The sequence below is a fragment of the Pseudoselenomonas ruminantium genome (assembly GCF_900104055.1).
In the GTDB taxonomy this organism is placed as follows: domain Bacteria; phylum Bacillota; class Negativicutes; order Selenomonadales; family Selenomonadaceae; genus Selenomonas_A; species Selenomonas_A ruminantium_C.
Map to the genome: position 1 here is coordinate 171675 of NZ_FNJQ01000001.1, position 25969 is coordinate 197643.

At 51.5% G+C, this 25969-nt stretch carries 25 protein-coding genes; 3 read left to right on the forward strand and 22 right to left on the reverse strand.

Translation table 11 applies throughout. From position 1 onward, the window contains the following. Positions 1-40: 40 nt before the first annotated feature. From dusB to clpB, 4 genes are all read right to left on the reverse strand, one after another. Entirely contained in the window at positions 41-1012 is a 972-nt protein-coding gene (dusB, locus tag BLQ59_RS00795; protein WP_074570867.1) for a tRNA dihydrouridine synthase DusB, read from the reverse strand. Between the two features lie 8 nt (positions 1013-1020). Beyond that, positions 1021-1815 carry a type III pantothenate kinase gene (locus BLQ59_RS00800; RefSeq protein WP_074570786.1) on the reverse strand — a complete coding sequence of 265 codons (795 nt, stop codon included), beginning with the start codon at positions 1813-1815 and terminating at the stop codon, positions 1021-1023. A gap of 27 nt (positions 1816-1842) precedes the next feature. Then, entirely contained in the window at positions 1843-2829 is a 987-nt protein-coding gene (locus BLQ59_RS00805) for a biotin--[acetyl-CoA-carboxylase] ligase (RefSeq protein WP_074570788.1), read from the reverse strand. Positions 2830-2939: 110 nt separating this feature from the next. Beyond that, positions 2940-5513, reverse strand: a complete 2574-nt coding sequence (gene clpB, locus BLQ59_RS00810) for an ATP-dependent chaperone ClpB (protein ID WP_074570792.1) — start codon at positions 5511-5513, stop codon at positions 2940-2942. A gap of 166 nt (positions 5514-5679) precedes the next feature. Here clpB and BLQ59_RS00815 point away from each other — a divergent pair, with 166 nt between their 5' ends. After that, positions 5680-6384, forward strand: coding sequence for a hypothetical protein (locus BLQ59_RS00815; RefSeq protein ID WP_074570795.1), 705 nt, complete (start codon positions 5680-5682; stop codon positions 6382-6384). Between the two features lie 150 nt (positions 6385-6534). On the opposite strand, the gene nagB is transcribed toward BLQ59_RS00815, so the two are convergent. The 10 genes from nagB to uvrC all read right to left on the reverse strand — a co-directional run bounded on the left by nagB (position 6535) and on the right by uvrC (position 16683). Then, positions 6535-7296 carry a glucosamine-6-phosphate deaminase gene (gene nagB, locus BLQ59_RS00820; RefSeq protein ID WP_074570797.1) on the reverse strand — a complete coding sequence of 254 codons (762 nt, stop codon included), beginning with the start codon at positions 7294-7296 and terminating at the stop codon, positions 6535-6537. A gap of 2 nt (positions 7297-7298) precedes the next feature. Continuing rightward, a complete protein-coding gene (tadA, locus tag BLQ59_RS00825; protein WP_041914371.1) occupies positions 7299-7802 on the reverse strand; it encodes a tRNA adenosine(34) deaminase TadA in 504 nt (167 codons plus the stop codon). Between the two features lie 101 nt (positions 7803-7903). Then, positions 7904-9502: an alpha-glucoside-specific PTS transporter subunit IIBC gene (locus BLQ59_RS00830; RefSeq protein WP_014425043.1), complete on the reverse strand. Its 1599-nt coding sequence runs from the start codon at positions 9500-9502 to the stop codon at positions 7904-7906. 98 nt (positions 9503-9600) lie between these two features. Beyond that, positions 9601-10932: a 6-phospho-alpha-glucosidase gene (locus BLQ59_RS00835; protein WP_074570798.1), complete on the reverse strand. Its 1332-nt coding sequence runs from the start codon at positions 10930-10932 to the stop codon at positions 9601-9603. A gap of 166 nt (positions 10933-11098) precedes the next feature. Continuing rightward, positions 11099-11881 (reverse strand): MurR/RpiR family transcriptional regulator, encoded by a 783-nt coding sequence (locus BLQ59_RS00840; RefSeq protein WP_074570800.1) that lies wholly within the window; start codon positions 11879-11881, stop codon positions 11099-11101. A 73-nt stretch (positions 11882-11954) separates the two neighbouring features. Then, positions 11955-12233, reverse strand: a complete 279-nt coding sequence (locus BLQ59_RS00845) for a hypothetical protein (protein ID WP_074570802.1) — start codon at positions 12231-12233, stop codon at positions 11955-11957. 122 nt (positions 12234-12355) lie between these two features. Beyond that, a complete protein-coding gene (locus BLQ59_RS00850) occupies positions 12356-13324 on the reverse strand; it encodes a malate dehydrogenase (RefSeq protein WP_074570805.1) in 969 nt (322 codons plus the stop codon). Positions 13325-13594: 270 nt separating this feature from the next. Then, positions 13595-13753: a rubredoxin gene (locus tag BLQ59_RS00855; protein ID WP_014425048.1), complete on the reverse strand. Its 159-nt coding sequence runs from the start codon at positions 13751-13753 to the stop codon at positions 13595-13597. A gap of 212 nt (positions 13754-13965) precedes the next feature. Further along, positions 13966-14829 carry a PHP domain-containing protein gene (locus BLQ59_RS00860; protein ID WP_074570808.1) on the reverse strand — a complete coding sequence of 288 codons (864 nt, stop codon included), beginning with the start codon at positions 14827-14829 and terminating at the stop codon, positions 13966-13968. A 27-nt stretch (positions 14830-14856) separates the two neighbouring features. Further along, positions 14857-16683, reverse strand: coding sequence for an excinuclease ABC subunit UvrC (gene uvrC / locus BLQ59_RS00865; protein WP_074570811.1), 1827 nt, complete (start codon positions 16681-16683; stop codon positions 14857-14859). Positions 16684-16938: 255 nt separating this feature from the next. Between uvrC and BLQ59_RS00870 the strand changes: the two genes are divergently transcribed. Beyond that, positions 16939-18348 (forward strand): acetyl-CoA carboxylase biotin carboxylase subunit, encoded by a 1410-nt coding sequence (locus BLQ59_RS00870; protein WP_074570815.1) that lies wholly within the window; start codon positions 16939-16941, stop codon positions 18346-18348. A 54-nt stretch (positions 18349-18402) separates the two neighbouring features. Here the strand turns inward: BLQ59_RS00870 and BLQ59_RS00875 are convergent, their stop codons facing one another. Both BLQ59_RS00875 and BLQ59_RS00880 read right to left on the reverse strand, forming a co-directional pair. Continuing rightward, positions 18403-19281, reverse strand: a complete 879-nt coding sequence (locus BLQ59_RS00875; RefSeq protein WP_074570818.1) for an aldose 1-epimerase family protein — start codon at positions 19279-19281, stop codon at positions 18403-18405. A gap of 65 nt (positions 19282-19346) precedes the next feature. Beyond that, positions 19347-19895, reverse strand: a complete 549-nt coding sequence (locus BLQ59_RS00880) for a flavodoxin family protein (RefSeq protein ID WP_074570821.1) — start codon at positions 19893-19895, stop codon at positions 19347-19349. A gap of 141 nt (positions 19896-20036) precedes the next feature. Between BLQ59_RS00880 and BLQ59_RS00885 the strand changes: the two genes are divergently transcribed. Then, positions 20037-20855: an endo alpha-1,4 polygalactosaminidase gene (locus BLQ59_RS00885; RefSeq protein WP_074570824.1), complete on the forward strand. Its 819-nt coding sequence runs from the start codon at positions 20037-20039 to the stop codon at positions 20853-20855. Here the strand turns inward: BLQ59_RS00885 and thiT are convergent. The 6 genes from thiT to BLQ59_RS15850 form a co-directional block, all read right to left on the reverse strand. Beyond that, a complete protein-coding gene (thiT, locus tag BLQ59_RS00890) occupies positions 20749-21396 on the reverse strand; it encodes an energy-coupled thiamine transporter ThiT (RefSeq protein ID WP_074570827.1) in 648 nt (215 codons plus the stop codon). The genes BLQ59_RS00885 and thiT overlap by 107 nt on opposite strands. A gap of 100 nt (positions 21397-21496) precedes the next feature. Next, positions 21497-22549: a DNA polymerase III subunit delta gene (holA, locus tag BLQ59_RS00895; RefSeq protein ID WP_074570830.1), complete on the reverse strand. Its 1053-nt coding sequence runs from the start codon at positions 22547-22549 to the stop codon at positions 21497-21499. Between the two features lie 12 nt (positions 22550-22561). Then, positions 22562-23527 (reverse strand): type I phosphomannose isomerase catalytic subunit, encoded by a 966-nt coding sequence (locus BLQ59_RS00900; RefSeq protein ID WP_074570832.1) that lies wholly within the window; start codon positions 23525-23527, stop codon positions 22562-22564. 88 nt (positions 23528-23615) lie between these two features. Then, the gene (locus tag BLQ59_RS00905; RefSeq protein ID WP_074570833.1) at positions 23616-24434 is read right to left on the reverse strand and encodes an HNH endonuclease signature motif containing protein; all 819 of its coding nucleotides are present in this window, start codon (positions 24432-24434) and stop codon (positions 23616-23618) included. Next, the gene (locus BLQ59_RS00910; RefSeq protein ID WP_143005232.1) at positions 24431-25135 is read right to left on the reverse strand and encodes an OmpA/MotB family protein; all 705 of its coding nucleotides are present in this window, start codon (positions 25133-25135) and stop codon (positions 24431-24433) included. Before BLQ59_RS00910 ends, BLQ59_RS00905 begins: the two co-directional genes overlap by 4 nt. 5 nt (positions 25136-25140) lie before the next feature. Beyond that, positions 25141-25969, reverse strand: an 829-nt coding sequence (locus BLQ59_RS15850; RefSeq protein ID WP_218122844.1) for a hypothetical protein, incomplete at its 5' end; no start/stop codon positions are given.

Here is a 25969-nt window from a genome sequence, read left to right on the forward strand (position 1 = left end):
AACTTTCCACCTCATCCGCCCCTTACAGGGCACCTTCCCCTCAAGGGGAAGGCTTTAGCAGATATTCGTTGATTATGTTGATAAAATCTTCTCTTTTCTCGGCATGATTGAATTTATCCCGCAGGATTGCACCATGGGTGATGCCTCTGGTATACCAGGTCGCATGCTTGCGCATTTCCCTTGGCCCGATATAATCGCCCTTGTATTTGAGCAGCAGATCCAAATGGCGGATAATGACCTCCGCCCGCTCCTGCATGGTGGGCTGCGGCAGGATTTCGCCGGTCCTGAGATAATGCGTCAGCCGCTTGAAGATCCAGGGATTGCCCTGAGCGCCGCGGCCAATCATCACGCCATCAGCACCCGTGACTTCCAATATCTTTTTCAAATCCTGACAGGTGCGCACGTCGCCATTGGCAATCACCGGCACCTTGACAGCCTGCTTGACCTTGGCGATGATTTCCCAATCCGCATTGCCGCTATAGAACTGCTCGCGGGTGCGGCCATGGACGGCAATCGCATCCACGCCCGCAGCTTCCGCAATCCTGGCGATTTCCAACACGTTGACATGCTCGTCATCCCAGCCCTTGCGCATCTTGACCGTCACGGGCATCTTGACCGCCTTGCGGATGGCCGACAGGATCTCATAGACCTTATCGGGCGCCAGCATCAAAGCCGAGCCTTCGCCATTCTTGACGATCTTGGGCGCCGGACAGCCCATATTGAAATCGAGGATATCGGCCGTACCCAGCTCCTCCACGTATTTGGCCGCCTCGGCCGCCATATCCGGCGAATTGGCAAACAGCTGCATGGCCAGCGGGCGTTCACCCAGCTCCGACTCCAGCATGGTCAGGGTACGCTCGTTGCGGTAGTGGATGCCCTGACAGCTGACCATCTCCGCATAGCATAAGGGGCAGCCCATGTCATGGGCAATGATGCGGTAAGCCGTATCCGTAACGCCAGCCATCGGCGCGAGGAACACCGGTGCGTCAAAGGTAAAGTTTCCGATTTTCATAGTCATGCTCAGGCGTTCCTCTCCGCGTTGTCCCGCTTGTCGGCATTGCGTTCATAGAGTGCCTGCAGGCCCGTCAGCGTCAGGAAGTGGTCAACCTTGTCAATGGTGGCCGATTCCTTGGCAATCATACGCGCGAGGCCGCCCGTCGCGATAACCTTCATATCCTTGCCGTATTCCGCCTTGATGCGGCGCACGATCTCGTCAATCTGCCCCACGTAGCCGAAGATGATGCCCGCCTGCATGCCCTGAATGGTATTGCGGCAGATGATCTGCTTCGGCGGTACCAGTTCGATACGCGGCAGCTGAGCCGCGGTCTGGAACAGGGCATCGGCACTCGTGCCGATACCGGGAGCAATCACACCGCCCATGAAGTCGCCGTCATCGCCGACCACATCATAGGTGGTAGCCGTACCGATATCGATGACAATCAGCGGGCCGCCATACTGTTCATAGGCGCCGACAACATTGACGATACGATCCGCACCGATGGCCCGGGGGTTCTCGTAATGCAGTTTGATGCCCGTCTTGATGCCAGGGCCCACCACCAACGGTTTCAGATGGAAATAACGCTCACACATCTTGACCATCGGCACAACGAGCGGCGGTACAACGGAAGAAATGATGATGGCATGGATATCGTCCATGCTGATGCCCTGATAGCGAAACAGATCATTCATCAGCATGCCGTATTCGTCCCCGGTCTTCTGCCGGTCCGTGGAAATACGCCAATGCTTCATCAACTTCTTGCCTTCATAGGTTCCCATGACAATATTGGTATTGCCAATATCCAAAACTAATAACAAAGGAATATCCTCCCAGATAACAAAAAATCACCATTTACCATTGCGGGGACGAATGGACACATCCCCAGCCAGCACTTTCTGGCGGCCCGTTTCCGTATCCACCAGCAGAGCGCCGTCCTCATCGATATCGACGGCCTTGCCGGTATAGACCTCGCCATCGCGCACACCGATCACTTTGACCTCCTGCCCCAGCGTGATGCTGTACTGACGCCATTCCGCCAACACCGGTGCAAAGCCCTGCTGCTGCACCTTGGCATACAAGTCATCAAAAGCCCTCAGCACCGCCTGGAAAAACTTCACTCGCGGCAGCCTCTCGCCCTTCATGATGCTCAGGGACGTGGCCACCTCCCGGATATCCTCCGGAAAATCTGACGAGTCAATATTGACATTGATGCCTGTGCCGATGACGATATAGTTGATGCCATCCATCTCCGCACTCATTTCCGTCAGGATGCCGACCAGTTTCTTATTCTCATAAAGCAGATCATTGGGCCATTTGATGCCCGGCGTGAGCCCAAATTCCGCCATGGCCCGGGCCACGGCCACAGCCGCCATCAGCGTGCACTTGGGCGCCTCCTGCGGCAGGAACTTGGGCCTCAGGATCACCGAAAACCAGATTCCCTTGCCCTTGGGCGAGAAGAACTTGCGCTCCAGCCGCCCCTTGCCGCCGGTCTGGCTTTCTGCCACGATCACCGTGCCGTCTGCCGCCCCCTCACGGGCCAGCCGCTTGGCTTCATTATTGGTGGAGTCAATCTCATCATGGCAGATGATCTGCCGGCCAATCACCTGCGTATTCAGGCCGTGATTGATTTCCCCGGCCAAAAGGGCATCCGGCGCCACGCGCAAGCTGTAGCCGCTGCGGGCATGGCTCTCGATCTCATAACCCTGCGCCCGCATCTCCTTGATATGCTTCCAGACCGCCGTCCGGGACACCCCCAGCCGGTCCGCGATTTCCTCACCGGATATATATGTATCACCTGCATTGCGCAGGATTTCTAAAATCTTGTTACGCAACAGCCAGCCCCCTTGGAAAAAATTACATACTTCTTTATTATAGCGCCAGAACCGCCATTGCGCCACAAAAAAATTGACCGGTCAAAACTGACCGGTCAATTTCCGTTAACTTATGCAGTCTTAAAGGTAAACTCTCCGTTGGCAAAGCCGATGTTGACGGTATCGCCTTCCTGCACCTCGCCTTTGATGATGGCTTTGGACAGGGCCGTTTCCACGGTATGCACGAGCAGGCGGCGCAGTGGTCTGGCGCCGAAGTTGGGATCGAATCCCTGGTCGGCCAGAGCCGTCAGCGCATCTTCGTTCCAGCCCAGCGTAATTCTGACCTGACGTTCCAAACGCTCACCCAAAGCCTTGAGCAGGATGCCCGCGATGTTCTTGACCTGTTCCTTGGCCAGTGCCTTGAACACGATGATATCATCCACACGGTTCAGGAATTCCGGACGGAAGTAATCCTTGAGGATTTCCTTGACGGCGCTCTGCGCTTCCTCATAATCCTTGTTGAGGATTTCATGGGAGCCTAAGTTGCTGGTCATGATGATGACCGTGTTCTTGAAGTTCACCACGCGGCCCTTGCCATCGGTCAGGCGGCCATCGTCGAGAATCTGCAAGAGGACATTGAACACATCCCGGTGAGCCTTCTCGATCTCGTCCAGCAGAATAACGCTGTAAGGACGGCGGCGCACGGCTTCGGTGAGCTGGCCGCCCTCATCATAACCCACATATCCCGGAGGCGCACCAATCAGACGGGCAACGCTGTGTTTCTCCATGTATTCGCTCATATCGATGCGGATCATGCTGCGCTCATCGTCAAAGAGCGCTTCGGCCAAAGTCTTGGCCAGTTCCGTCTTGCCCACGCCCGTAGGGCCAAGGAAGATAAAGGAACCGATGGGCCGGTTGGGATCTTTGATGCCCGCTCTGGCACGCAGGATGGCTTCGCTGACAGCCTTGACGGCTTCATCCTGACCAACCACGCGCTCATGGAGCACATCTTCTAGATGGATGAGTTTTTCGCGCTCGCCCGTGAGCATCTTGCTGACCGGGATGCCCGTCCAGCGGCTGATAACCTTGGCGATATCTTCCTCGCCCACTTCTTCTTTGAGCAGGGAATCCCCCTGTGCCCGGGCGGCAATGCTTTCTTCCTCCGCTTTCAACTGCTGCTGGAGCTGCGGCAGTTTGCCGTATTTGAGTTCAGACAGGCGGTTGAGGTCATAAGCCCGCTCGGCACTCTCCATCTGGCTGTTGACATCATCGATTTCCTTCTTGATGGCTCTTACGCGCAGGATGGCCTGTTTTTCACTGTCCCATTTGGCCTTGAGCGTATTCTCTTCGGCCTGCAGTTTTTCCTTTTCCGCTGTAATCTCCGCGAGCTTTTCCTGCGAAGCCGCATCCGTTTCCTTCTTGAGGGCCTGCTCCTCGATTTCGAGCTGCATGATCTTGCGGCGGATTTCATCGATGGGGGCCGGCATGGATTCGATTTCCGTGCGCAGCTTGGCTGCAGCTTCATCCACCAGGTCGATGGCCTTATCCGGCAGGAAGCGGTCGGAGATATAGCGGTCCGAAAGCACAGCTGCCGAAACCAGTGCCGCATCGCGGATGCGCACACCATGATGGACTTCATAGCGTTCCTTGAGCCCGCGCAGGATGGAAATGGTATCCTCAACACTGGGCTGGCCGACCATCACCGGCTGGAAGCGGCGCTCCAAAGCTGTATCCTTTTCAATATACTTGCGGTATTCGTTGAGCGTCGTCGCGCCGATGCAGCGCAGTTCGCCGCGGGCCATCATGGGCTTTAAGAGATTGCCGGCATCCATAGCCCCTTCGGCGGCACCGGCGCCCACCACCGTATGCACTTCATCGATAAAGAGCAGGATCTGGCCGTCAGACTTGACGATTTCGTTGAGCACGGCCTTCAAGCGTTCCTCAAACTCGCCGCGGAACTTGGCCCCGGCAATCAAAGAACCCATATCCAAAGAGTACAACGTCTTATTCTTCAGGGATTCCGGCACATCTCCTGCCACGATGCGGCGGGCCAGACCTTCGACGATGGCCGTCTTGCCTACGCCCGGTTCACCGATCAGCACCGGATTGTTCTTCGTGCGGCGCGAAAGGATTTCAATGGTGCGGCGGATCTCTTCATCGCGGCCAATCACCGGGTCCAGCTTTCCCTGACGGGCTGCCGCCGTCAGATCCCGGCCGAACTTTTCGAGGGATTTATAACCTTCCTCGGGATTCTCGCTCGTGACATTCTGCTTGCGATACTTCTTGATGGCACTCTGGATATTGCCCTTGGTCAGCTTGAATTCCTTGCAGATGGTCTGCACATCATTGCTGCCATCCACAGCCAGGCCTAAGAGCAGATGTTCCGTGGAAAGGTAGTCATCCTTCATGGACTTGGCAAATTCTTCCGCCCGTGCCAATACTCGCACCATATCCATGCCCATGGAAAGACGGTCGGTGCCCCGGACGCTCGGAATCTTGCCAAGCTCCTGTTCCAAACGAGTCTTGAGCATCGGCAGATCCGTCTGACATTCATTGAAGATATCGGTGAGTAACCCTTCCGGCTCTTTGGCCAAAGCCAGCAGCACATGCAGGGAAGTGATTTCCTGCTGATAGCGCATGGCCGCCATCTGCTGGGCAGCCTGCAAAGCCGCCATGGTTTTTGCGGTGTATTTTTCCTGTCCCATAATGTATTCCTCCGTAACTTCGCGGTTAAGTTTCATCTTCAAGTTCTATTATACAGGATAAAGTCAAAAAGTCAAATACTATTTCTGACTTTTTGACTTTAAACCTTGTCTTCCCTGCTCATTTTAAGCTATAATAGGGAAAGCTGATCATAAGGAGGATTTTTTCATGACACAGAATGAATTCCATAAATTAGTCCATGTGGTAATGGACTCCAAGGCCAAGCCGCCTGAAAGCCTGTTCAACGGTGGTATGGACAGCTGGCGCGCCCGGGCAAGACTGGCACATTTCCTTGCCATGGACGAGATCGACAAGAAGGACGAGGCCAGCGAGCTTTTCCATAGCGTGGTTGAGGCCGACTACGACGAGGAAAACAGCGAAGAAGTTGAAGAATACGTCTTCGCTCTGCAGAAGCTCAGTGCCCTCGAAAAAGATCAGAAAAAATATGACGAAGCACTGAACCATATCAATCAGGCCATCGAAGCCGGCGAAGGCACGGACTTCCTCTACAAGTATATACTGCGCGGCGAACTTTGGGCCGACCGTTGGAACATCCTGCACAAGCTGGGCATGACTGCCGATGCGGAAAAGGAAGTCGATGAACGCATCGAGGCCTACAAGGACATCCCCATCGAACATAACAGCTATCTCTACTATGGCTACCGCTTCAAGGCCCAGCTGGCAGCTGCCCGCGGCGTGACCTTAGTCGCCAAGGATTATATGCATATGGCCATCCATGCCATGGAAATTCCCGAAAACTATCAGGCCGGACTCGAAAAAGCGTTTGCGGCTGACCATGATAATGCTTCCTGGATCCTGGCCGAAGTGGATAAGGCTACGCCAAATCCGGATATGCTGCATTGGGACATTTAAGATTGCCACCATTGATTCGTTAATGATTGTCCATTCCGTTTAGAAAAGCCCGGGGTAACTATTTCTTCCGCTGAGACGCTTACGCGCCAAACGCTCCAGAAATAGTTACCCCGGGCTTTCTCTGTTTATGCCTGCCAATATATGTTCGCTTTATTTGCGGGTTATGCTGATGCCACGGATGGTCTCGGGCAGCAGCGCCGCCGCTTCTTTGTCGATAATCACAGCCACATCACGGTGCAGCTGCAGGATTGAAGCCGGTGCTTCCGGCGTCACATCACCACAGACAGCCTTATACACGGCTTCCGCTTTATTGCGGCCATTGGCCAGCAAAATGACGTGTTCCGCCATCATAATGGTCTTGATGCCCATGCTGATGGCATAACGTGGGACTTCTTCTGCACTTTTGAAGAAACGGGAATTGGCCTGGATGGTCTCTTCATCCAGCTGCACTTTATGGGTGGTGGCGGCAAATTTCACATCCGGTTCATTGAAACCGATATGGGCATTCTGCCCGATACCCAGGACCTGCAGGTCTATGCCGCCCTTGGCGGCAATCAGCTTTTCATAGCGCTCGCCCTCTGCCACCATATCCTCGGCCATGCCATTAGGCAGATAGACGTTCTCAGGACAGATATTGATATGACGGAAGAAATTCTCCTGCATGAAGTAATGATAGCTCTGCGGATTATCCGGACTCATGCCGATATATTCATCGAGATTAAAGGTGGTCACTTCCGAAAAATCCAGCCCCACGCTTTTGTGCACGGCTGCCAGCCGCTGATACATAGAAACCGGCGTACTGCCCGTGGCCAGCCCCAAAACGCTGTCAGGCTTCAGATAGACCTGCCCCGCCACGATATTGGCCGCTTCCAGTCCCATCTTTTCATAGGAATCCGTTATGATGATCCGCATAATCATGCCTCCGCTTCTTTAGCCTGCTGTTTTTCCCGTTTTTTCTTCTCCCGGCGTTCCTTAAAAAAGCGCTTCATGATGCCTGCACATTCCTCCTGCAGGACACCTGCCGTGATTTCCGGCCGATGGTTCAACTGCTCGTTGCCCGGAATGTTGAAAACTGACTCACAGGCCCCGGCCCGGCTGTCGGTACTGCCATAGACCACCCGGTCCACCCGGCTCATGACAATGGCCCCGGCACACATGGGGCAAGGCTCAATGGTCACATAAAGCGTCAGACCGGACAAACGCCAGCGCCCCAGATCCCTGCAGGCGCTCTGTATGGCAATCAGTTCCGCATGGGCCGTGGCATCATGCCAGATTTCCCGCATATTATGACCGCGGGTTACGATCTCGCCGGTGGCATTGTCCACAAGCACAGCACCGATGGGCACTTCCTCCAGGTCGTAAGCCACCTGCGCCTCTTTCAAAGCCTCCCGCATATAGTAAACATCATCTTTTTCCATTATGTACCCCGTTTTCCTCACTAAAAACACTCCTTGTGTATATTCTAGCACAAGGAGTGTTTTTTTCATAATGATTCCTTAGGGGATATCTTTAGTATTCTTTAGGCTTGATGTGCCAATTGCTCTTCCAGCAAGGTCTCAAACCGTTCACGCACCTGCGGCACGGACAGGCCGATGATGATCTGCAAAGCACAGCCATTATGCACCAGCCCCCGGGCACCATGAGCCTCGAAGGTTTTGGCATCAGCCAGCAGGCTTTCGTCCTTCACGGTCACCCGCAAGCGGGTAGCGCAGTTGGTCACATCCACGATATTATCCGGACCGCCCAGATCTGCCAGGAAAGCAGCGGCTTCTTCTGCCAGGATATCCTTGCCCGCCTGTTGTTTGGCCTTGTAATCGGCCTTGGTATAGAGCTTGGCTTCATCACCACTTCGCCCCGGTGTCTTGAGATCCAATTTGATGATCATCGTGCGGAAGACCACAAACCAGATGCAGGTGAAGATCAAACCGATGACAATCTGCGTCAGATAAGTTGGCCAATGGTTCTGAAACAAGGGAATCCAATCCTGGAAAATCGCACAGTCCAGAAGACCTCCGCCAAAATTACCCGTAACGCCAAAGGCGTACATGGTGGCAGCCAAGGTTCCGGCCAGCAGGGCATGCACCAAAAACAGCACCGGTGCCAGGAACAGGAACGTGAATTCCAGCGGCTCCGTGATGCCGCAGCAGACAGCCACAGCTGCTGCCGGGAAGACCAGGGCCCCAATCTTCTTCCGATTCTCCGGTCTGGCCGTGAAATAGATGGCCAGAGCAATACCTGGGCAGCCAAAGATCTTGCTCATGCCATGCAGGGCAAAGCCACCTTGGGGAAATAATTCGATCAAGGGTTTCGTCGAAGCGGCAAATTCCTGCAGATGCTGCAGCCAGTAAACCTGAATGCCATTATCCACCACGGCAGGGCCAAAGATAAAGGGAATATAGATGAAGTGATGGAGTCCGGTCGGAATCAGGATGCGCTCCAGGAAGGTATATACCCAGACGCCCGTCACACCGGCCCCCACCAAAAAGCCCTGCAAAGAGGCAATGGCCTGTTGGAACTGGGGCCAGACTACACAGAACAGCAGGGCAATGGGGAACATCAGCCAGAAACCGGCTACCACAACCAGCGAGGAGCCGCGGAAAATGCCCAGACTTTCCGGCAGATTCACATCAAAGAGTTTATCATGGAGCCAGACTGCAATGGATGCAATCAGGATGGCCCCTACGATACCGGTATCCAAGGTCTTGATGGTTGCCACCATCGTCAGACCGGAACCAGTCACCGCCTCCTGGGCAAAATTCACGCCGAACTCCGGCCCATAAATGGAAAGCATGGCACTGATGAAATAGTTGAAGATGATATAGATCAGAAAGGATTCCATGCAGGCCCGGGCATTGTTTTTCCTGGCCAGACCAATGGGCAGACCAATAGCAAACAGCAAAGGCATCTGCCGGAAAACCGTCCAGGAACCTTCCTGAATGATATACCAGAAGTTATACCACAGAGTGCCTTTCTCTGCTATAGGACCTAAAATCACAGGATTGGTACAGAGAATGGACACCGCAACAAAAATACCGAACACACCGAACATGAGTACCGGCGTGAACATGGCACCGCCAAACCGCTGGACTTTCTGCATGACAATATCTTTTGAAATCATGGCAAGACTCTCCTATCTCATATAATCCGGAAGCATCAGATACAACAAGGGAGACACAGGGCAGTGCCTGTGCCTCCCTCTTGTTTCCCCGCCGGTTCTCAGTTCAGTTCCGGCCAATATTCTTTGTTTGCTTCGATCAGATCGTCCAGGATTGCCTTGGCTACCGACGCAGACGGCACGGTCTTGGACAAGGTCAGTGCCTGCCAGAGTTTCTGATAGCTGCCGTTGATCCAGGCATCCACCACGAGTTTTTCCACCGAGACCTGCTGCTCCATCATGCCTTTCTGGAATTGCGGGATCTTGCCGATGCTGATTTTCTCATAGCCATTGGAACCCACGATGCAGGGGATCTCCACCATGGCCGTGGGATCGAAGTTGGAAATGGCACCATCATTTTCCACAATCAGCAGCATCCGTGCCTTCTTGTTGAAGGTAATGGCCTCAGCCAGATCCACAATGTAGCTGGCATGGTCATCGGCCTTAAAGGCACAATCCTTGGCTGTGCCCTTTTCCACAATATCCCTGGCGGCCTGGAACACATCCTTCTCACGATGTTCCATGACTTCATTGGCACGGGTATGGTCCGGATGCTGATTGTCATGGTTGAATACATAATCCGGATAGAGATAATATTTCAGATAGGTATTGGGCAGGGTATCCGGATCAACCGCATAAACATCCTTTGCCTTGCCGAAAGTATCCTGCCAGCTGGCTTCCGTCGTCGTATCATCCGGATTGACAATGTAACCATGCTCCTTGACATGGGCTTTGATGCGGGGCATCAGGTCATTGCCCTCCTTATCGCGGATATCGCACCACCAGCCAAAGTGATTCAGCCCGTAATAGCGGACATCCATATCTTTGCGGCCATTGGGCAGCTGCAGGATTTCAGCCATGCGTTCCTCAATGCCCACCGGCATATCGCAGATATTGATGATCTGGGAATTGGGACGCAGGCGGCGGGTTGCCTCTGCTACGATAGCTGCCGGGTTGGAGTAGTTGAGCATCCAGGCCTTCGGTGAATACTTTTCCATGTAATCGAGGATTTCCAGCACACCGCCGATGGAACGCATACCGTAAGCGATACCGCCGGGGCCGCAGGTTTCCTGACCGAAGACACCATGGCGCATCGGAATCTTTTCATCCTTTTCCCTCATGGCGTACTTGCCCACCCGGATATGAGCCATCACGAAATCCACATCTGTGAAAGCCTGCTCCGGATCCGTGGTATAGGAAAACGCGATTTCCGGTGCCCGTTCCGCCAGCAGGATCTGGCAGGCCTTGGCGATCTTTTCCTGACGCTGCGCATCGTTATCATAGAATTTGATCTGACGGATGGGGAAACGATCCATATGATTCAGCAGCATGAGGACAATGCCCGGTGTAAAGGTGCTGCCGCCACCAGCGATAACGATAGATGATTTCTTCATGATAAAAACCCCTTTCGACTTATGGATTAAGTAATGGAAATTGGAATTGTTTATGATTTCTTTCCATGGCTTTATCATAGTCGAAAGGGGCCTGCAATTCAATAGTTTCGGGGCCTTTCGGGCCTTGTCCACAAAGGCTGTTCCTTGTCACGGGCGATGTGATATATCACACCCCGTCCTCATCCGTCGTATCGTCCTGTTCTGCCAGGAATTGCGTATAACTGATAAACCAGATCTCGACCAACAGGAAGAAGGCCAACATGGACTCATAGGGCTGTCCCAGCGCTGCGGGCAGCTCACGGGGAGTCACATAGAGATTTTCCGTACTGAGCCGGGCTAAGGGATTGCTCTGCAGCCGTGTCATGGATATCAGCGGCACTCCCTTGACATGCAATGTTTTGGCAAAGTCTACCACCTGTTTCCCCTCACCGCTCAGAGAAATGATGATAAAGAGATCCTGCTTGCCCGCCTGCTCCATGATGGTACGAAATTCATTATACCCCTGAACACTAAAGATATACTTGTTGGTATGCAGAAACAAGCGCGTCAGCTCATTGGCAATATTGCGCTGCACCAGCCCGGAAGCAAAGACAAAAACCCGTTGCGCCCGATACATCAGCTTGTTGACCTTCCAGAAGTCCTGCCTGGCTATCTCCTCCCCAATGCTTTTGCAGAGCGCCGTCGTGGCCTCGGCGATATTCTGGGAGGGCTTTTCCTGCGGCTTCACCTGCTCCAGCTTGAGCATCGCCTTCAAATCGCTGAAACCGTCAAAGCCCAGTTTCTTGGCAAAGCGCATAATGGTCGTCCGGGACACATGACAGGCATCGGCCAGATCATAGATGGAAATATAGCAGCACTCCTGCATATGGGCGTAGATATAGCGCCAGACAATAAGGTCTGTATCATTCAAATGGCTCAGGTTATGATTGACCAGCTCTTCTAATTTCATACTGTTTGGTTCTCCCCTCCATAAAAATAAACTTCCTGAACTTATTCTAGCACAGGAAGTTATGATTTACTATTCAGCTGGGGAGGTTTACCTTATCTTCGATCTCACTTAAATCCACCATTTCCCGATAAAACAGCGACTGGGTAGGTCGGGTAGACAACTCCAGACGATAGGCATTAGGAATGCCGATGCCTGCCTCATTGCCTGGACGAACCTCTTTGTCCATTTCCTTGCTCAGAACGTCTTTGAATGATTGCTTGTTCTTCTTATCCTCATTGTATCCTTCCTTGCGCTCGAAGGCACGGCCTTCAACGCCCTTGATGCGGGCTACACGCTCAATACGCTCCAGCATGACAGACACCTCCTTTGCCATAGACTTACTTGCTTACTTGATATATCGTATCATTTACGGCAAAGCTTAATAGTTTGCAAAAATAAAAAAACTGCCTCCCGCAGGAGGCAGCCATAATATTCTTATTTCAGTGCGTCACCGAGTTTGGAGTTGGTGTTGCGGGCAGCAGCTACGCTTTCATCAAACTTAGCTTTTTCGTCGCCTTCCAGCTTGTACTCCACGATTTTTTCCATGCCGTTCTTGCCGAGGATAACGGGAACGCCGATGCAGAGATCTTTTTCGCCGTATTCGCCATCGAGGTATACGCAGCAGGGCATGAGCTTCTTAGCATCGAGAGCGATTGCCTCAACCATAGCAGCGGCAGCAGCGCCCGGAGCATACCAAGCGGAAGTGCCGAGGAGGCCAGTCAGCGTAGCGCCGCCAACCTTGGTCTGAGCAACAGCTTCATCCAGCTGTTCTTTCGTAAGGAGCTGGGTAACAGGAATGCCGCGATAAGTAGCCAGGCTCGTCAGAGGAACCATGGTCTTGTCGCTGTGGCCGCCGATAACCGTGCCATCGATGTCGGTCGGAGTTGCCGGATAACCAGCTTCCTGCAGAGCCTTGGACAGGAAATAACGGAAACGGCTGCTGTCGAGCATACCGCCCTGACCGAGAACGCGGTTGCGCGGCAGCTTGGAATCTTTCAGCGTCAGGAACGTCATAGCGTCCATCGGGTTGGAGATGATGATGAAGATAGCGTTGGGAGAATATTTCAGCGCCTGGTCAACAACACCTTTGACGATCTTTGCATTTACGCCGATGAGTTCTTCACGCGTCATGCCTGGTTTACGCGGCATACCGGAAGTAACAACCACAACATCGGAACCTTCCGTCGGTGCATAACCGTTCTCGTCACCGATTTCAGCCGTAACGCCCGTTACCGTAGTGTCAAAATTCAGCAGATGTGCCGTCTGCATGATGTCCATTGCCTTACCTTCAGCAAAGCCCTTCTTGATGTCCACGAGCATGACTTCGCTGCAGAAATTCTTTACTGCCAGCACATTTGCGACGGTAGCGCCAACGTTACCTGCACCAACAACTGTTACCTTCATAATCAAAAGCCTCCTTAAAATTAGAAAGCGATTCTCCGAAACCAAACTACCATAATGGAAACCGCTTTCGGAATGCCAGGAATTATGAATCACACTTATGATTCATTACGTGATAATTATAACAAAGTAAGACGAAAAAATCAATAAAAAGCGACAAATATTTTTATTATTTTTTATCTTATCATAAATCTATTTAATGGTCTTATGACCTGCTAACAAGAAAAATGACCGGTCAATCTGACCGGTCATTCCCCTGCCTTAACAGCTGTTCTATTGTTCCTCAAACATATCCTTGCCCACACCGCACAGAGGGCAGACAAAATCCTCCGGCAGGTCCGCAAAAGCTACACCCGGCGCCAGATCATACTCGCTGTCGCCCTTCTCCTCATCATAGATCCAGCCACAAACCGTACAAACCCAAGTCTTCATAAACCAGCCCTCCTAAGCACCACAACCAATAAAGGTATATCGTTGCCCGGCGCCCAAGGACGGGCGCCGGCGGACGTAAATCACGTGATGTGATTTCAGTCCGCTGTTTCTTTGTGTACTTTTCTTTGCACCAAAGAAAAGTACACAAACCTCTCTGCAACTTAATTAGGATTTTCTAGCTTGTCCAAGACAAATCCTGCCAATAGCAAAAATTATTTCCCGAGTCTTTCCTTAATACCTCGAAAAAATTCATAAGGCACGGAAATATTTCCGTTTATCCCACTCCCCAACTCAATCTGCGGCCGGTTCGTCCCATGGAAATCCGTACCGCCTGTCGGCAGCAGATCATACTTCTGGATCATCTGTGCTGCAAACGCTTCATCCTCAGCGGAATAATTGGGATAATACCGCTCCATCCCATCCAGCCCCAGCTGATGCAGTTCCAGGATAGCCTGCTCCTGCTGCTGGCGGTTATCGAGGTTGCCCAAGCCGATATTCTTATGGAAATGCGCCAGCGACGTCACGCCGCCCGCCTTATGGATAAGCGGCAGGGCCTCTTCGGCCGTGATGCTGAAATTCAGCCCCAGTTCCACTGCGGCCGGATCGAGGTAATGATCCCAAAGCGGCTGCGCCCGGTCATACATATGCAGGGATACCAGATACCGCATGATGGCATAACGATCCATCAGCCCCTTATAGGCAAATTTTTCCACTTTTTCCCAACTGATATCCACACCCTTGCGGCGCACGAACTCGATGATATCCTCAATGCGGCCCTCCTTGATGGCCCGCACCTTCTTATACACGGTCTGAAAGGCCGCATGCTCCGGATCGAAGCCCAGGCATACCACATGGATCTTATGCCCTTTGAAATCTGCTGTAAGCTCCATGCCATTGATGAATTCCACGCCTGCGTCCTGGGCCGCTGCGGCAGCGTCTTCCGTTCCCGCAATCACGTCATGGTCCGTCAGCGCAAACGCCGAAAGCCCCTGTTCCTTGGCATGGAAAGCTAATTCTGCCGGGGTAAAGCTGCCATCCGACACCAGCGAATGTACATGTAAATCAATCTTCTTCATTCATTTCCTCTCAATCTATCATCAACATCATTTGCCCCGCAGTTCCTTCTGCGCGGCAAAGAAATTAAACACAGCTTCTGCCGCAGGCTTATTCATCCCTGGTGCCTGCTGCAATTCTTCCAATGAAGCGGCTTTTATCTTATTGATACTACCGAAATGACTCCATAAGGCCTGCCGCCGTTTCGGTCCAATGCCCACGATATGGTCGAGCACCGACACGAGATTGCGCTTGCCCCGCAATTTGCGGTGATAGGTGATGGCAAAGCGATGGGCCTCATCACGAATCCGCTGAATCAGATAAAGCGCCTGGCTATGCCGCGGCAAGACCACAGGTTCAGGATTGCCTTCCGTGAACACCAGTTCAAACTGCTTGGCCAGCCCAACCACCGGCACCGTTTTATGCCCCGCCACATTGCGGATGATTTCCAGTGCCGACGAAAGCTGTCCCTTGCCGCCATCGATAATGATGAGGTCCGGCAGTTCCTCCTCCGGCAGATCCACATAACGCCGGGTAGTAACCTCCCGCATAGACAGGAAATCATCCGGCTTGCCCTCGGTGCTCTGTATCTTGAAGCGCCGATAGTCCGATTTCTTCGGCAGGCCGCCTTCAAAGACCACCATGGAGGCCACCGTTTCGCTGCCCTGATTATGGGAGATATCGAAACATTCCATGCGGTCGGGCATCTTCGCCAGCCCCAGATAACGCCCCAATTCTTCCACCGCACCTAAGGTCTGGTCATTGGCCTGCTTGATGCGGGCGGCTTCATCGTGCAGGTATTTCTCCGCATTGCCTACGGCCATATCCACGATATCCTTTTTCGTGCCTCGCTGCGGCAGGATAAGCTGAACCTTGGCCTTCCGCTTCTTCTCCGACAGCCATGTTTCCAATAATTCCCGCTCCACCGCCGGCAATTCCATGGGCAACAGGATTTCCCGCGGAATAAAAGTCGCACGATGGTAATACTGCTGCAGGAAGGCCGCGAGTATTGCCCCATCGCTTTCGTCCTCACTGCCCTGCAGCAAGAAATGCTCGCGGCCAATCATCTTGCCCGCACGGATCATGAATACCTGCACTACCACGCCGATTTCCGAACGGGCAATGCCCACGGCATCCTGATCACCGGAACCTGTGACGATATTCTGCTTTTCCGCCACCTTACGCACGGCCAGCAACTGGTCACGCAGGCGGGCCGCCACTTCAAAATTGAAGCTCTCCGCCGCCTGCTCCATGCGGAACTGCAATTCCTTCTCCACATCTTCCGTACGGCCTTCAAGGAACAGCAGCACCGCCTTGATCATGGCATCATAATCAGCTTTTTCCACCTTACCCGCACAGGGAGCCAGGCATCTTTTGATATGATACTCCAGACAGGGACGTTCCTGCAAATGCTTGCAGGTGCGCAAAGGGAACAAACGCCGCAGGAGCTTCAGACTCTCATGTACCGCTGTCGCATTGGTATAGGGGCCAAAATATCTTGCACCATCCTTCAGGATGCGCCGCGTGATAAACACCCGTGGGAACTCCTCCTGCACCGTCACCTTGACATAAGGATAGCTCTTATCGTCCTTGAGGCTGATATTGTAGCGCGGCCGGTGCTTCTTGATCAGGTTGCATTCCAAGATCAAAGCCTCCACTTCCGAGGCCGTCATGATGATCTCAAAATCTGCAATATGCGACACCATTGCCCGCACCTTGGGGCTGTGGTTCTTGCCCGACTGGAAATACTGCCGCACCCGGTTCTTGAGCACGATGGCCTTGCCCACATAGATGATGCGGCCTTCCGCATTCTTCATGATATAAACACCGGGCTTATCCGGCAGCAGTTTCAGCTTTTCCGCTACAATATCCGTCATACGTTCACTTCCTCCCTTTTTCCTATATTACCACAATTTACCATAAAAATATGGAAATTTCCTGTATACATGATTCATTATTCTTTTAAAGCATAATAGCAATGCACGCACTTTATCATTGACCGGTCAAAAAAATTGTGCTACAATTCATGACATAGTTGTTTTGGTAACTGGTCTTAATACCTGTTGGTGTACAACTATATACAACAATTACCAACAATATTAATTAATCTGTAAAGTTTAGGAGGTAATCCTATGTTTAAACGCATTCTCATTGCTAACCGTGGCGAAATCGCCGTACGCATCATCCGCGCCTGCCAGGAATTGGACATCGAAACCGTAGCCGTCTATTCCGAAGCTGACGCCAATGCTCTGCATGTACGGCTTGCCGATATTGCCGTCAACGTCGGCCCGGCTGATGCCATGGACAGCTATCTCAATAAATCCGCCATCCTCAAAGCCGCCCGCGAAACCCATGCCGATGCCATCCATCCCGGCTACGGCTTCCTGTCCGAGGACGCAGATTTTGCCGAGCAGGTTACCGAAGCTGGCATCACCTGGATTGGCCCCATGCCGGAAACCATCCGCCTCGTGGGTGACAAGGATATCGCCCGCGCTTCCATCGCACCGTCCGGCATCCCCATGGCCAAGGGCAGCGATCCGCTGACCAGCAACGAAGAAGCCATCAAGGTAGCTGCTGAAGTCGGCTATCCCGTCATCCTCAAGCCGGTATCCGGTGGCGGCGGCAAGGGCATGTGCGTAGCCCATGACGAAAATGACCTGCGCAACATTCTGAATCTGTTGGTTGATATCACCAAGACGAAATACTACTTCGAGCATTATATCGAACGCTCCCGCCATATCGAAGTACAGATTGTCGCCGATAACTACGGCGAAGTCCTGCACCTCGGCGAACGTGAATGCTCCCTGCAGCGCCGCAACCAGAAACTGTTGGAAGAATCCCCGTCCATCGCACTCACGCAGGATATGCGCAATCGCGTAGGCCGTCTGGCAGTAAAAGCAGCCAAGAGCGTGCATTACTCCAATATCGGTACGGTAGAGTTCCTGCTCGACCTGTCTAACAACGAATTCTACTTCATGGAAATCAATCCGCGTATCCAGGTAGAGCATGGCATCACAGAAGCCGTTACGGGCATTGACCTCGTGCGCACGCAGATCCGCATTGCCGCTGGCGAAGCCCTTGAAATTACTCAGGAAGATGTGGATTTCACCGGCCATGCCATCGAATGCCGCATCAACGCCGAAGATCCGGAAAACAACTTCATGCCCTGCCCGGGACAGATCACGTTCCTGCATGAACCCAGCGGCCCGCGTGTCCGCTTCGACTCCGGCGTAACGGCGGGCCTGTCCATCGAGCCGTACTACGATTCCATGATTGCCAAGATCATCGTCCATGGCCGCACCCGCGGTGACGCCATCAAGATTATGGAACGCGCTCTCAAGGAATTCCGCATCGACGGTGTCAAGACCACCGTATCCCTGCACAAGAAGATCCTCAAGGATACCTACTTCCGCACAGGCAACATCGACACCCAGTTCATCAAGAAACGCATGGATGCCTATGAAGCAGCTCCGAAAGATACCAAAGACATGAACGAGGAAGAACTCGCTAACACCATCAGCGAAAGCATGTACCTCGCATAATACAGATAGTAAAGTCCCCGCAAGGATTCACGTCCTTGCGGGGACTTTACTATATCAACCGATCTTTATCGTGTAATGGAAAGTCTGTGTTTCCCCGGCGGCCAGTTTCAGGCTACCTTCACGATCCTTGAATTCACCGTCGTAACCTTCATAATCTGCATGTCCCTGCCAGGGTTCAAGGCAGATGAACGGCGCACCGCCCTGAGCCGGCGTCCAGAAGCCCCAGAAAGGATAATCCTTGGCTACCATGGAAACCTTCTTATCGCTCTTATGCGAGCAGATGGTCACCACATCCGACTTCAGGCCTTTATAGGCCAGCGCATCACCAGCAAACATCTCATAGTTCAGCTCCAGTTGCTTGCCCTGCAAACGTGCCTCGCCCGGAGTTTGCAGGAACTGCCCCTTGCTGTTCAGCGGCATGTTGACATTATCCTCTGCCTGATTGAAGGTCAGATAGCAGTCACTGAACTCTTCCCCCGGTACAAGCGGGCAACGGAAAGCCGTATGCGCGCCAATGGAATAGATCATCTCCTTATCGTCAAGGTTCTGCACCTTCCAGATGACTTCCACCTCATTGTCCTTCAGGGCATAGGCCACGTTGAGCTGGAACTTCCAAGGATATTTTACCAGAGTTTCCTCCGTCCACTTCAGGGCAAACTCGATATAATCCTGGCGACGTTCCACCAGCTCATATTCAGAAATACGTCCCAGACCATGCCCCGGCAGTTCATATTCCTGACCATCCACACGGTATTTGCCATCCTGCAATTTACCGACAATCGGGAACAGAACCGGGGAGCTGTACTTCCACCACTGCGGATTGCCATCCCAAAGATATTCCGTCTCATCCGCACGTTCCTTGATGGACCGCAGTTCCGCGCCATAACTGCGCACCTGTACACATAACTTATCATTTTCCAAATTATAAAGCATATTCTGTCACCTCTCCACACCTATAGTATCATATCTATAGGTGCTTTGTAAAAAAAGCGACAATTTTATTTCCCCTGCTGCTTTCTGGCCAAAAACCTGGCTTTGAGCACCAGCTTATGTTCCATCTTATGGACCAGTTCCTTCGCCGCTTCGATATCCTGCGCATCCGGGTGCGAAGCGGCCTTCTTCCAGCGTTCCTGCGCCTTCACGCCGCCATGCGGATCATCCGGACCGGCATTCTTGCGCTTTTCCAGCATGACCGGATTGATCTTCCCCTGACAGCCAAACGTTCCCAGGATCTCACAGCCATCGCCCAGATTGTACCCCGCCCGGGCAAACGACGTGATGGCATGCTCACTGGTCGGTTCCGTGCCATGCGTCTGGAAGAACACCACCCTACTGCCTTTCACCTGCGGCAGGTACTTCAGCATCAGGGGATCCGGCTGTCCCAACCGCAGCCAGTATCCCAGCGCCACAATATCATAAGCAGACAAATCAACAGGCGCATCCTGCACCCGGAAAACATCCGCGCTTTCCGCTTCTGCGGCAATCGCCTCTGCTATCATTCTCGTATTGCCCGTCACCGATGAATAAATCACTGCCCATTTGCTCACAAATACCGCCTCCTGAAATATAACTTCTCCCATTGTAACACAGCTTCGTTTTCCCCACTGTAAGGATTGTTACATATTGCCCCGGTCTGAAAAAAATGCTACAATAGAGAAACTTATTACTTGTACGGAAAGGTAACTCCTATGAACAACAAAGCTGCCTGGTGGCAAAGATTTTTCCTGAGCCTGGGCCTCCTGACAGCCAGTGCTGCAGCTCTGGCTGGTGGCGAAGCCTCGGCGCCAGTCCATTTCGATACAGCCATGGTAGAGCTCTTAGGCGAGCTCCACGATTACGCCCATAAACATAAAAGCCACTTCCAGTTACTGACAGACGGCGGTTCTGCTCTCTACCTGCCCATCAACGGCAACACCGCTGAAAATGCCGAAAAGATGCGGCAAAGCGTGGATGGCCAATTAGCAGACCTCGCCAATTCCCCACAATCACCGCCATCAGTGAATGACGACGATATCGAAAACCTGGCAGATGTGCGCAACTATCTGCTGCTGTTAGATCCCGGTCAATACGCCTCCAGTACGGAGTATCTGGCCAGCCTGCAAGGCACCCCCTATGACCTGCTGATCATCGACCTTTATATCGAAGACCGCCTGCTGACGCCGCAGGAAGTCGAGTCCCTGAAGCACAAGCCTCAGGGCGGCCGCCGTCTGGTCTTTGCCTATATGAATATCGGCGAAGCAGAAACCTGGCGGCAGTATTGGCAGACTGACTGGTCAAAAAAAAATCCCCGCTGGATGGATGAATCCAACGAGGAATTTTCCCACAATCATCGGGTGAAATACTGGCGGCCGGAATGGAAACATATCCTCTACGGCAGCCCCACCGCCTATCTGGATGAAATCATGACTGCTGGATATGACGGAGCTCTTCTTGCGGATGTGAATGCCTATCAATACTTTCAAGCAGCTTCTGCACCGGCAGGACCTTCAGCAGCAAACAGCAGATGATGAGTTCCGGCACCAGATAAGTGGCATTGAACACCAGTGAATAGTACACGGGTGACACGCCCTCCGGCGCATAACTGCCAAAGAACACGAAACCGGAAATGAAATGACAGAGGAAACGTGCTCCAAAGGCCAGTGCCGCACCTGCATAAATATGCTTGCGGCAAAGACCTGCCAGCCCCATAGCCATAAAGGGCAACGGATAATCGAATAAGACCTGAACCGGGTGCAGGATGAACGGATCCTGCACCATATTTATTATGCCATAGGTAAAACCAGCCAACAGCCCCGTCCCGACACCGAAACGGTAACCGATCAAAAGCAACGGCAGCATCGCCCCCGCCGTCACACTGCCCCCCTGCGGCATATGAAACAGCCGCAGCTGCTGCAGGACAACAGCCAATGCCAATAACAGCGCCGCCATCACCAGCGTGCGCGTATTGAATTTCTCATGACGTATGTGCATCAGCCCCACAACCAGACACAACACACCGAACAAAGCAAAAGCCACCGTGGGCTGCGTTAAGATTTCCAACAAGATCAACACATCTCCTTCCCGTTGCTCGCATTATACCACAAATGCCTGTTTCGATAAAGTTCCACACAGATAAAAAGAGCGCAGCCTGTGCCCTCTTTTCGTTTATCTACGCCGCCCCGCGGCACAGGTCTATGACCACATGTTCCAGAACTTCCTCGCCGGCCTGGCCTGTTTTCAGGAAATAGTCGGCGTCGATAAGTTCCAGCATGCTCCGCTTGAGCACGGGCTCGGGGAACTGCATGGCCGCGCGCCCCAGTTTTTCGGCGATGAAGGGATTGAGTTCCAATGGCTTAGCTAAAGCCTTCCCCCGGACGCCCTGCTTCTGCAGGACCTGTGCCTGCCATAACTGGCGCACATGACGTGTCAACAGGGCCAGTATCACCGTAAAATAGGTACCATCACTGAGCTGCCGCCTTAGCAGCTGCATGGCCTTTTTTGCCTTGCGCTCGCTGATGGCATCGAGCAGGGCAAATACCGAAACTTCCGGCAATCCGGCAAATATTTTTTCCAACAAGGCACGACTAATCCGCCGTTCCTCTGTGAACAAGGCCAGCTTATCAAATTCCCGGTCCAGGAATTCCAGTGAGATGGTCTGCATGGTACTGATGACACCGCTGAAATAGGCCCTGGCCTCGCTGTCCATATCCTTGTTCAGGGATTGTAACTTTCCCTGCAGCCAGTCATCGATATTCCAGGCGCGGATTGCCTCAGCTTCCAGCACGGCTCCGGCTTTTTCGATGGCCTTATAAATCTTGCGCCGCTTATCTGCCTTGCCATTCTGCACGAAGATGACATAGCTGTACTCCGGCATATCCGCCAGCAGGTCCAGCAAGCGTTCCAGCGCCTTATCCTTGCCGGACTTGGCCGCATCTTTCGCCTCATCGCCTTTTTTCTCCTTGAACAACGATGTATCCTGCAATAGCAGCACATTGCTGCGAACAAAAAAAGGTGCAGTTTCGATCAGGCCTGCCAAATCATCCAGATTGATATTACCCGTCAGTTTCTGCAAACCGCTGGATTGTTCCTGCGGCGAGGAAAACAGTTTCGCCAGGATTCGTTCCAGGGCCTTGTCGATATAATAATGTTCTTCACCAGCCAGCAGATAAACGTGTTTCAATCCGCCTTTCTGCAAGCTGGCCATAAACTCGCCAAATTTCAATGTCCTGCCTCGTTATAATTTGCTCAAAATAAACTCTGCCTGTCCCTGCAGCTGATATGTTCCTAAACCTGCGGGCACAAAGGCGGTCGCCCCCTTGGAAAGCGTCAGTTTCTCCCCGCCGCCGCTGAGTTTGACAGCCCCCTCCAGCACCGTCAGGCAATGAAAGGAATCCGTGCCGGTATGCATGGCGCTGTCGCCCTGCAAGCGGCCATGATAAACCTTGAAATACTCGCAATCTGCCAAAAGCTTCACATCCATATGCGGAAAGATATCAATGTCCATCAATGTCTGAGAAACCTGCGGCGGCAATTCCAAGCGCGTGACATCCAAAGCCTTGTCAATATGCAGCTGTCGCGGCTTGCCATCTGTTCCCAGACGGCCATAGTCATAGACGCGATAAGTCAGGTTAGAACTCTGCTGCACTTCGCAGATCAGGATACCAGCCCCGATAGCATGCAGCGTACCGGCCTCGATAAAGAACACATCCCCCTTATGCACGGGCACCTGGTTGCAGACTTCCAGCAAGGTATTATCCTCGATACGCTGCTGGAATTCTTCCTTGCTGATTTTTTCTTTGAAGCCATAGATCAGACTGGCACCGGGTTCAGCATCCACCACATACCACATCTCCGTCTTGCCCTGCTCGCCTTCCACACGCCAGGCGTATTCATTGTCGGGATGCACCTGCACGGACAGATCTTTCTTGGCATCAATCAGCTTGATCATCAAGGGGAAATAATCGAGTTCCGCCGCCTTCGTCCCAAGCATTTCCTTGCCGGGACCTTCTAATAGCGAAGCCAGCGTCTTTCCCTTGTTCTCGCCACTATCGACAAGGCTCAGGCCGTCTTCATGGCAGGAAAGCTCCCAGCTCTCTGCCACCTTATCCAGAGCCGACTCCTTGCCATATTCATTCCGCAGGCGATTGCCGCCCCAAAGATAATCTTTCAATGGTGCTTTCAGTAACATTGGCTTCAACATATCATCACTCCATCAATTACTTTAGTCATTAGAATTATAACGCAACCAGCAAAACTTTGCCAATAAAATTTGATCTAGGTTCGAAATGTCACCAAAACAATATTTTATGGTCAGGATGTTCTTTCTGATGACAGCTTGCACAAAGAACTACCAGATTAGAACGCCTGCAATCATTCTTCTTGCCATTACGGTGATGAACATGAAGTTTTCCTTTATCTACAACACTAAACCTTCGTTGACATTTACTACAGAATAAATGACCAGATCGTAACTGTTTAGAAATAGCATTCCATTCATTAGGGTAAATATTTAAGGGAGCTGTAATATCAGAATCACCAGGCAGGTAAGCAAATTGCCCCATATTGTCACTATTGTATTCATGAAAAAATTCTTCTATGGAAAAATTATAAAATATTTCATCCCTTTGATATTTATTATTTGCATAACCTTTCCAGTTAAGTGTACGCAAACAATTTTTGCATACACTTAACTTCTCATAGGTTTGTTCGACAACCTTTATCCCATCAACCCAATTTATAAGAAAAAAATTATCTGTACTGGTAGATACCACATATTTCTCATATTTACCTCTATTGTGCATATCTTCCAATGTTTTGCACCAAGTAAGATGATACTTGGGCATTTGCCGGCTCTCTCCATGAGTATAATTCATTTGATCACGAATATATAGTCTAACACGCTGTCCATTGTAGAAAAGACCATTTTCACTCCAACCAAAATTATCATCATCAGCATTTATTTCCTTCCCCTGTTTTAAAGGGTCTTCCCATTCTATATTCATATCTTTTTTGGTAAAGTCAAATCCCGAATAATAATTATATGGAATGCGCATAATACGATGAACATGCGCAATCTTTTCCAATTTGAAAAAATCTACTGTTTTCATCGCAAGCCCTCCTGCAGATTATTGAGTTTTTCATCCGCATTAGTACGAACTCGAAACTCAACACGACGAGAACGCTCAGCATCAACCTTTCCATCTGGTTTAATAATCGGCTGACTAGAAGACAAACCATTAGCCGTAATTTTGGAAATCATCCACTCTAACTTATCAGGGGGTGCTGCTCTATCCAGTGTGTAGAGCAACACTGCCCGGGTTCGTTGCTGAGATAAGTCCATATTCTTCAGATATTCTTCCTTACGAGTTTGAGCCCCCTTCCAAAAAGGATCTGTATGGCCTTCAATACGGATCTCCTCAATACTATCACGAAATCTTTCCTGGTGTAATATTGATAAATACCGTGGGAGAAAATCGTTAAGCGTGGCTTGAAATTGCGGGGTCAACGCTGAAGACCCCACCCCAAAAAGTACATCTGGCTCTTTAAAAGTGATCGCCAACGTCTTTTCATCTATCTCCGCATTCCACTTTGGCAAATCAGACTCAAACTCATCATATAATGCTAGGTATATGTCATGCTTTATGACGGCATAGTCCTGAATAATTTGTGCTTGTTTTTGCTGTTCATTTTGAACCTGCATCATATAAGCAATAGCTATCAACATAAACACCATCATCAAACCAGACATCAAATCAGATATAGACATCCAGTGATCGCCACCGTTATTTTTTACTTTATGTTTTAACATGGACATCACCTTCCCATATTAGCAGTTTTTGCTGCATTAGCAAGATCAACGATCTCCTTGAGCCGTTGTGCAATAGGACGGTAATCGGCGGCAAATTTTTGTGAAATACTCCCCATAGCATTGCCCATTGATTCCAAAGAATTAGTAAGCTTGTTATCCAAGTCCTTCGCCAGATTTTCCGAGGATTTTTTGAGACTTTCATTGTTAGTCTTCATCATCTGTTCCAGCTGGTCAGAAATGTCTCTTGTGACATTGAGCGCACTCTTTTGGAGACTTTCAGCAGCTTTTCTTACGCTGTCGCTAGTAGCAGAAGATTGTGCAGCAAAGTCTTCCTGCGCCTTGCGGGATGATTCTCGCAGAGCACTAGATACATCTTCCATGGCCTGAATTGTACGATCTGTATGTTGCGAGAGGTTCTCCAGTGCTTTATCACTGTTTTTCTCCATAAGATGACTGTTTTCTTTAAGTTTTTCTGCCAATCTATTTAGTTCTTCAAAGGTATCTTGGTAAAGGGCGCCGAGATCAGCGCTGGTTTCAGAAATAAGGTCACTGATTTTCTGGAAGTGACGGTCAGCTTCTTCAATCCCCCTATCGGTAAGCTGATGGATGTTATCACCTGTTTTTTGAATGGTTTCCTGCATAGCTGCCTGTGTGGTTTCCATTGCGCGCTTAGCGTGATTAGCAATCTGGTCAGCAGATGTGTTGATATGTTGACCAATTTCGTCAAAGTGACGGTTAACTTCTTCAATTCCCTTGTCTGCCATCTGTTGCAGATTTTCGCTGGTCTTTTTCGTCGATTCCTGTACGGTTTCCATGGCGCTCTTAGCATGATTA

Coding starts and splice junctions, on each gene's coding strand:
- dusB (WP_074570867.1), bottom strand. CDS start 1,012: ATGAAAATCGGAAACTTTACCTTTGACGCACCGGTGTTCCTCGCGCCG.
- clpB (WP_074570792.1), bottom strand. CDS start 5,513: ATGGGACAGGAAAAATACACCGCAAAAACCATGGCGGCTTTGCAGGCT.
- BLQ59_RS00815 (WP_074570795.1), top strand. CDS start 5,680: ATGACACAGAATGAATTCCATAAATTAGTCCATGTGGTAATGGACTCC.
- nagB (WP_074570797.1), bottom strand. CDS start 7,296: ATGCGGATCATCATAACGGATTCCTATGAAAAGATGGGACTGGAAGCG.
- tadA (WP_041914371.1), bottom strand. CDS start 7,802: ATGGAAAAAGATGATGTTTACTATATGCGGGAGGCTTTGAAAGAGGCG.
- BLQ59_RS00830 (WP_014425043.1), bottom strand. CDS start 9,502: ATGATTTCAAAAGATATTGTCATGCAGAAAGTCCAGCGGTTTGGCGGT.
- BLQ59_RS00835 (WP_074570798.1), bottom strand. CDS start 10,932: ATGAAGAAATCATCTATCGTTATCGCTGGTGGCGGCAGCACCTTTACA.
- BLQ59_RS00840 (WP_074570800.1), bottom strand. CDS start 11,881: ATGAAATTAGAAGAGCTGGTCAATCATAACCTGAGCCATTTGAATGAT.
- BLQ59_RS00845 (WP_074570802.1), bottom strand. CDS start 12,233: ATGCTGGAGCGTATTGAGCGTGTAGCCCGCATCAAGGGCGTTGAAGGC.
- BLQ59_RS00850 (WP_074570805.1), bottom strand. CDS start 13,324: ATGAAGGTAACAGTTGTTGGTGCAGGTAACGTTGGCGCTACCGTCGCA.
- BLQ59_RS00855 (WP_014425048.1), bottom strand. CDS start 13,753: ATGAAGACTTGGGTTTGTACGGTTTGTGGCTGGATCTATGATGAGGAG.
- BLQ59_RS00860 (WP_074570808.1), bottom strand. CDS start 14,829: ATGAAGAAGATTGATTTACATGTACATTCGCTGGTGTCGGATGGCAGC.
- uvrC (WP_074570811.1), bottom strand. CDS start 16,683: ATGACGGATATTGTAGCGGAAAAGCTGAAACTGCTGCCGGATAAGCCC.
- BLQ59_RS00870 (WP_074570815.1), top strand. CDS start 16,939: ATGTTTAAACGCATTCTCATTGCTAACCGTGGCGAAATCGCCGTACGC.
- BLQ59_RS00875 (WP_074570818.1), bottom strand. CDS start 19,281: ATGCTTTATAATTTGGAAAATGATAAGTTATGTGTACAGGTGCGCAGT.
- BLQ59_RS00885 (WP_074570824.1), top strand. CDS start 20,037: ATGAACAACAAAGCTGCCTGGTGGCAAAGATTTTTCCTGAGCCTGGGC.
- BLQ59_RS00900 (WP_074570832.1), bottom strand. CDS start 23,527: ATGTTGAAGCCAATGTTACTGAAAGCACCATTGAAAGATTATCTTTGG.
- BLQ59_RS00905 (WP_074570833.1), bottom strand. CDS start 24,434: ATGAAAACAGTAGATTTTTTCAAATTGGAAAAGATTGCGCATGTTCAT.
- BLQ59_RS00910 (WP_143005232.1), bottom strand. CDS start 25,135: ATGTTAAAACATAAAGTAAAAAATAACGGTGGCGATCACTGGATGTCT.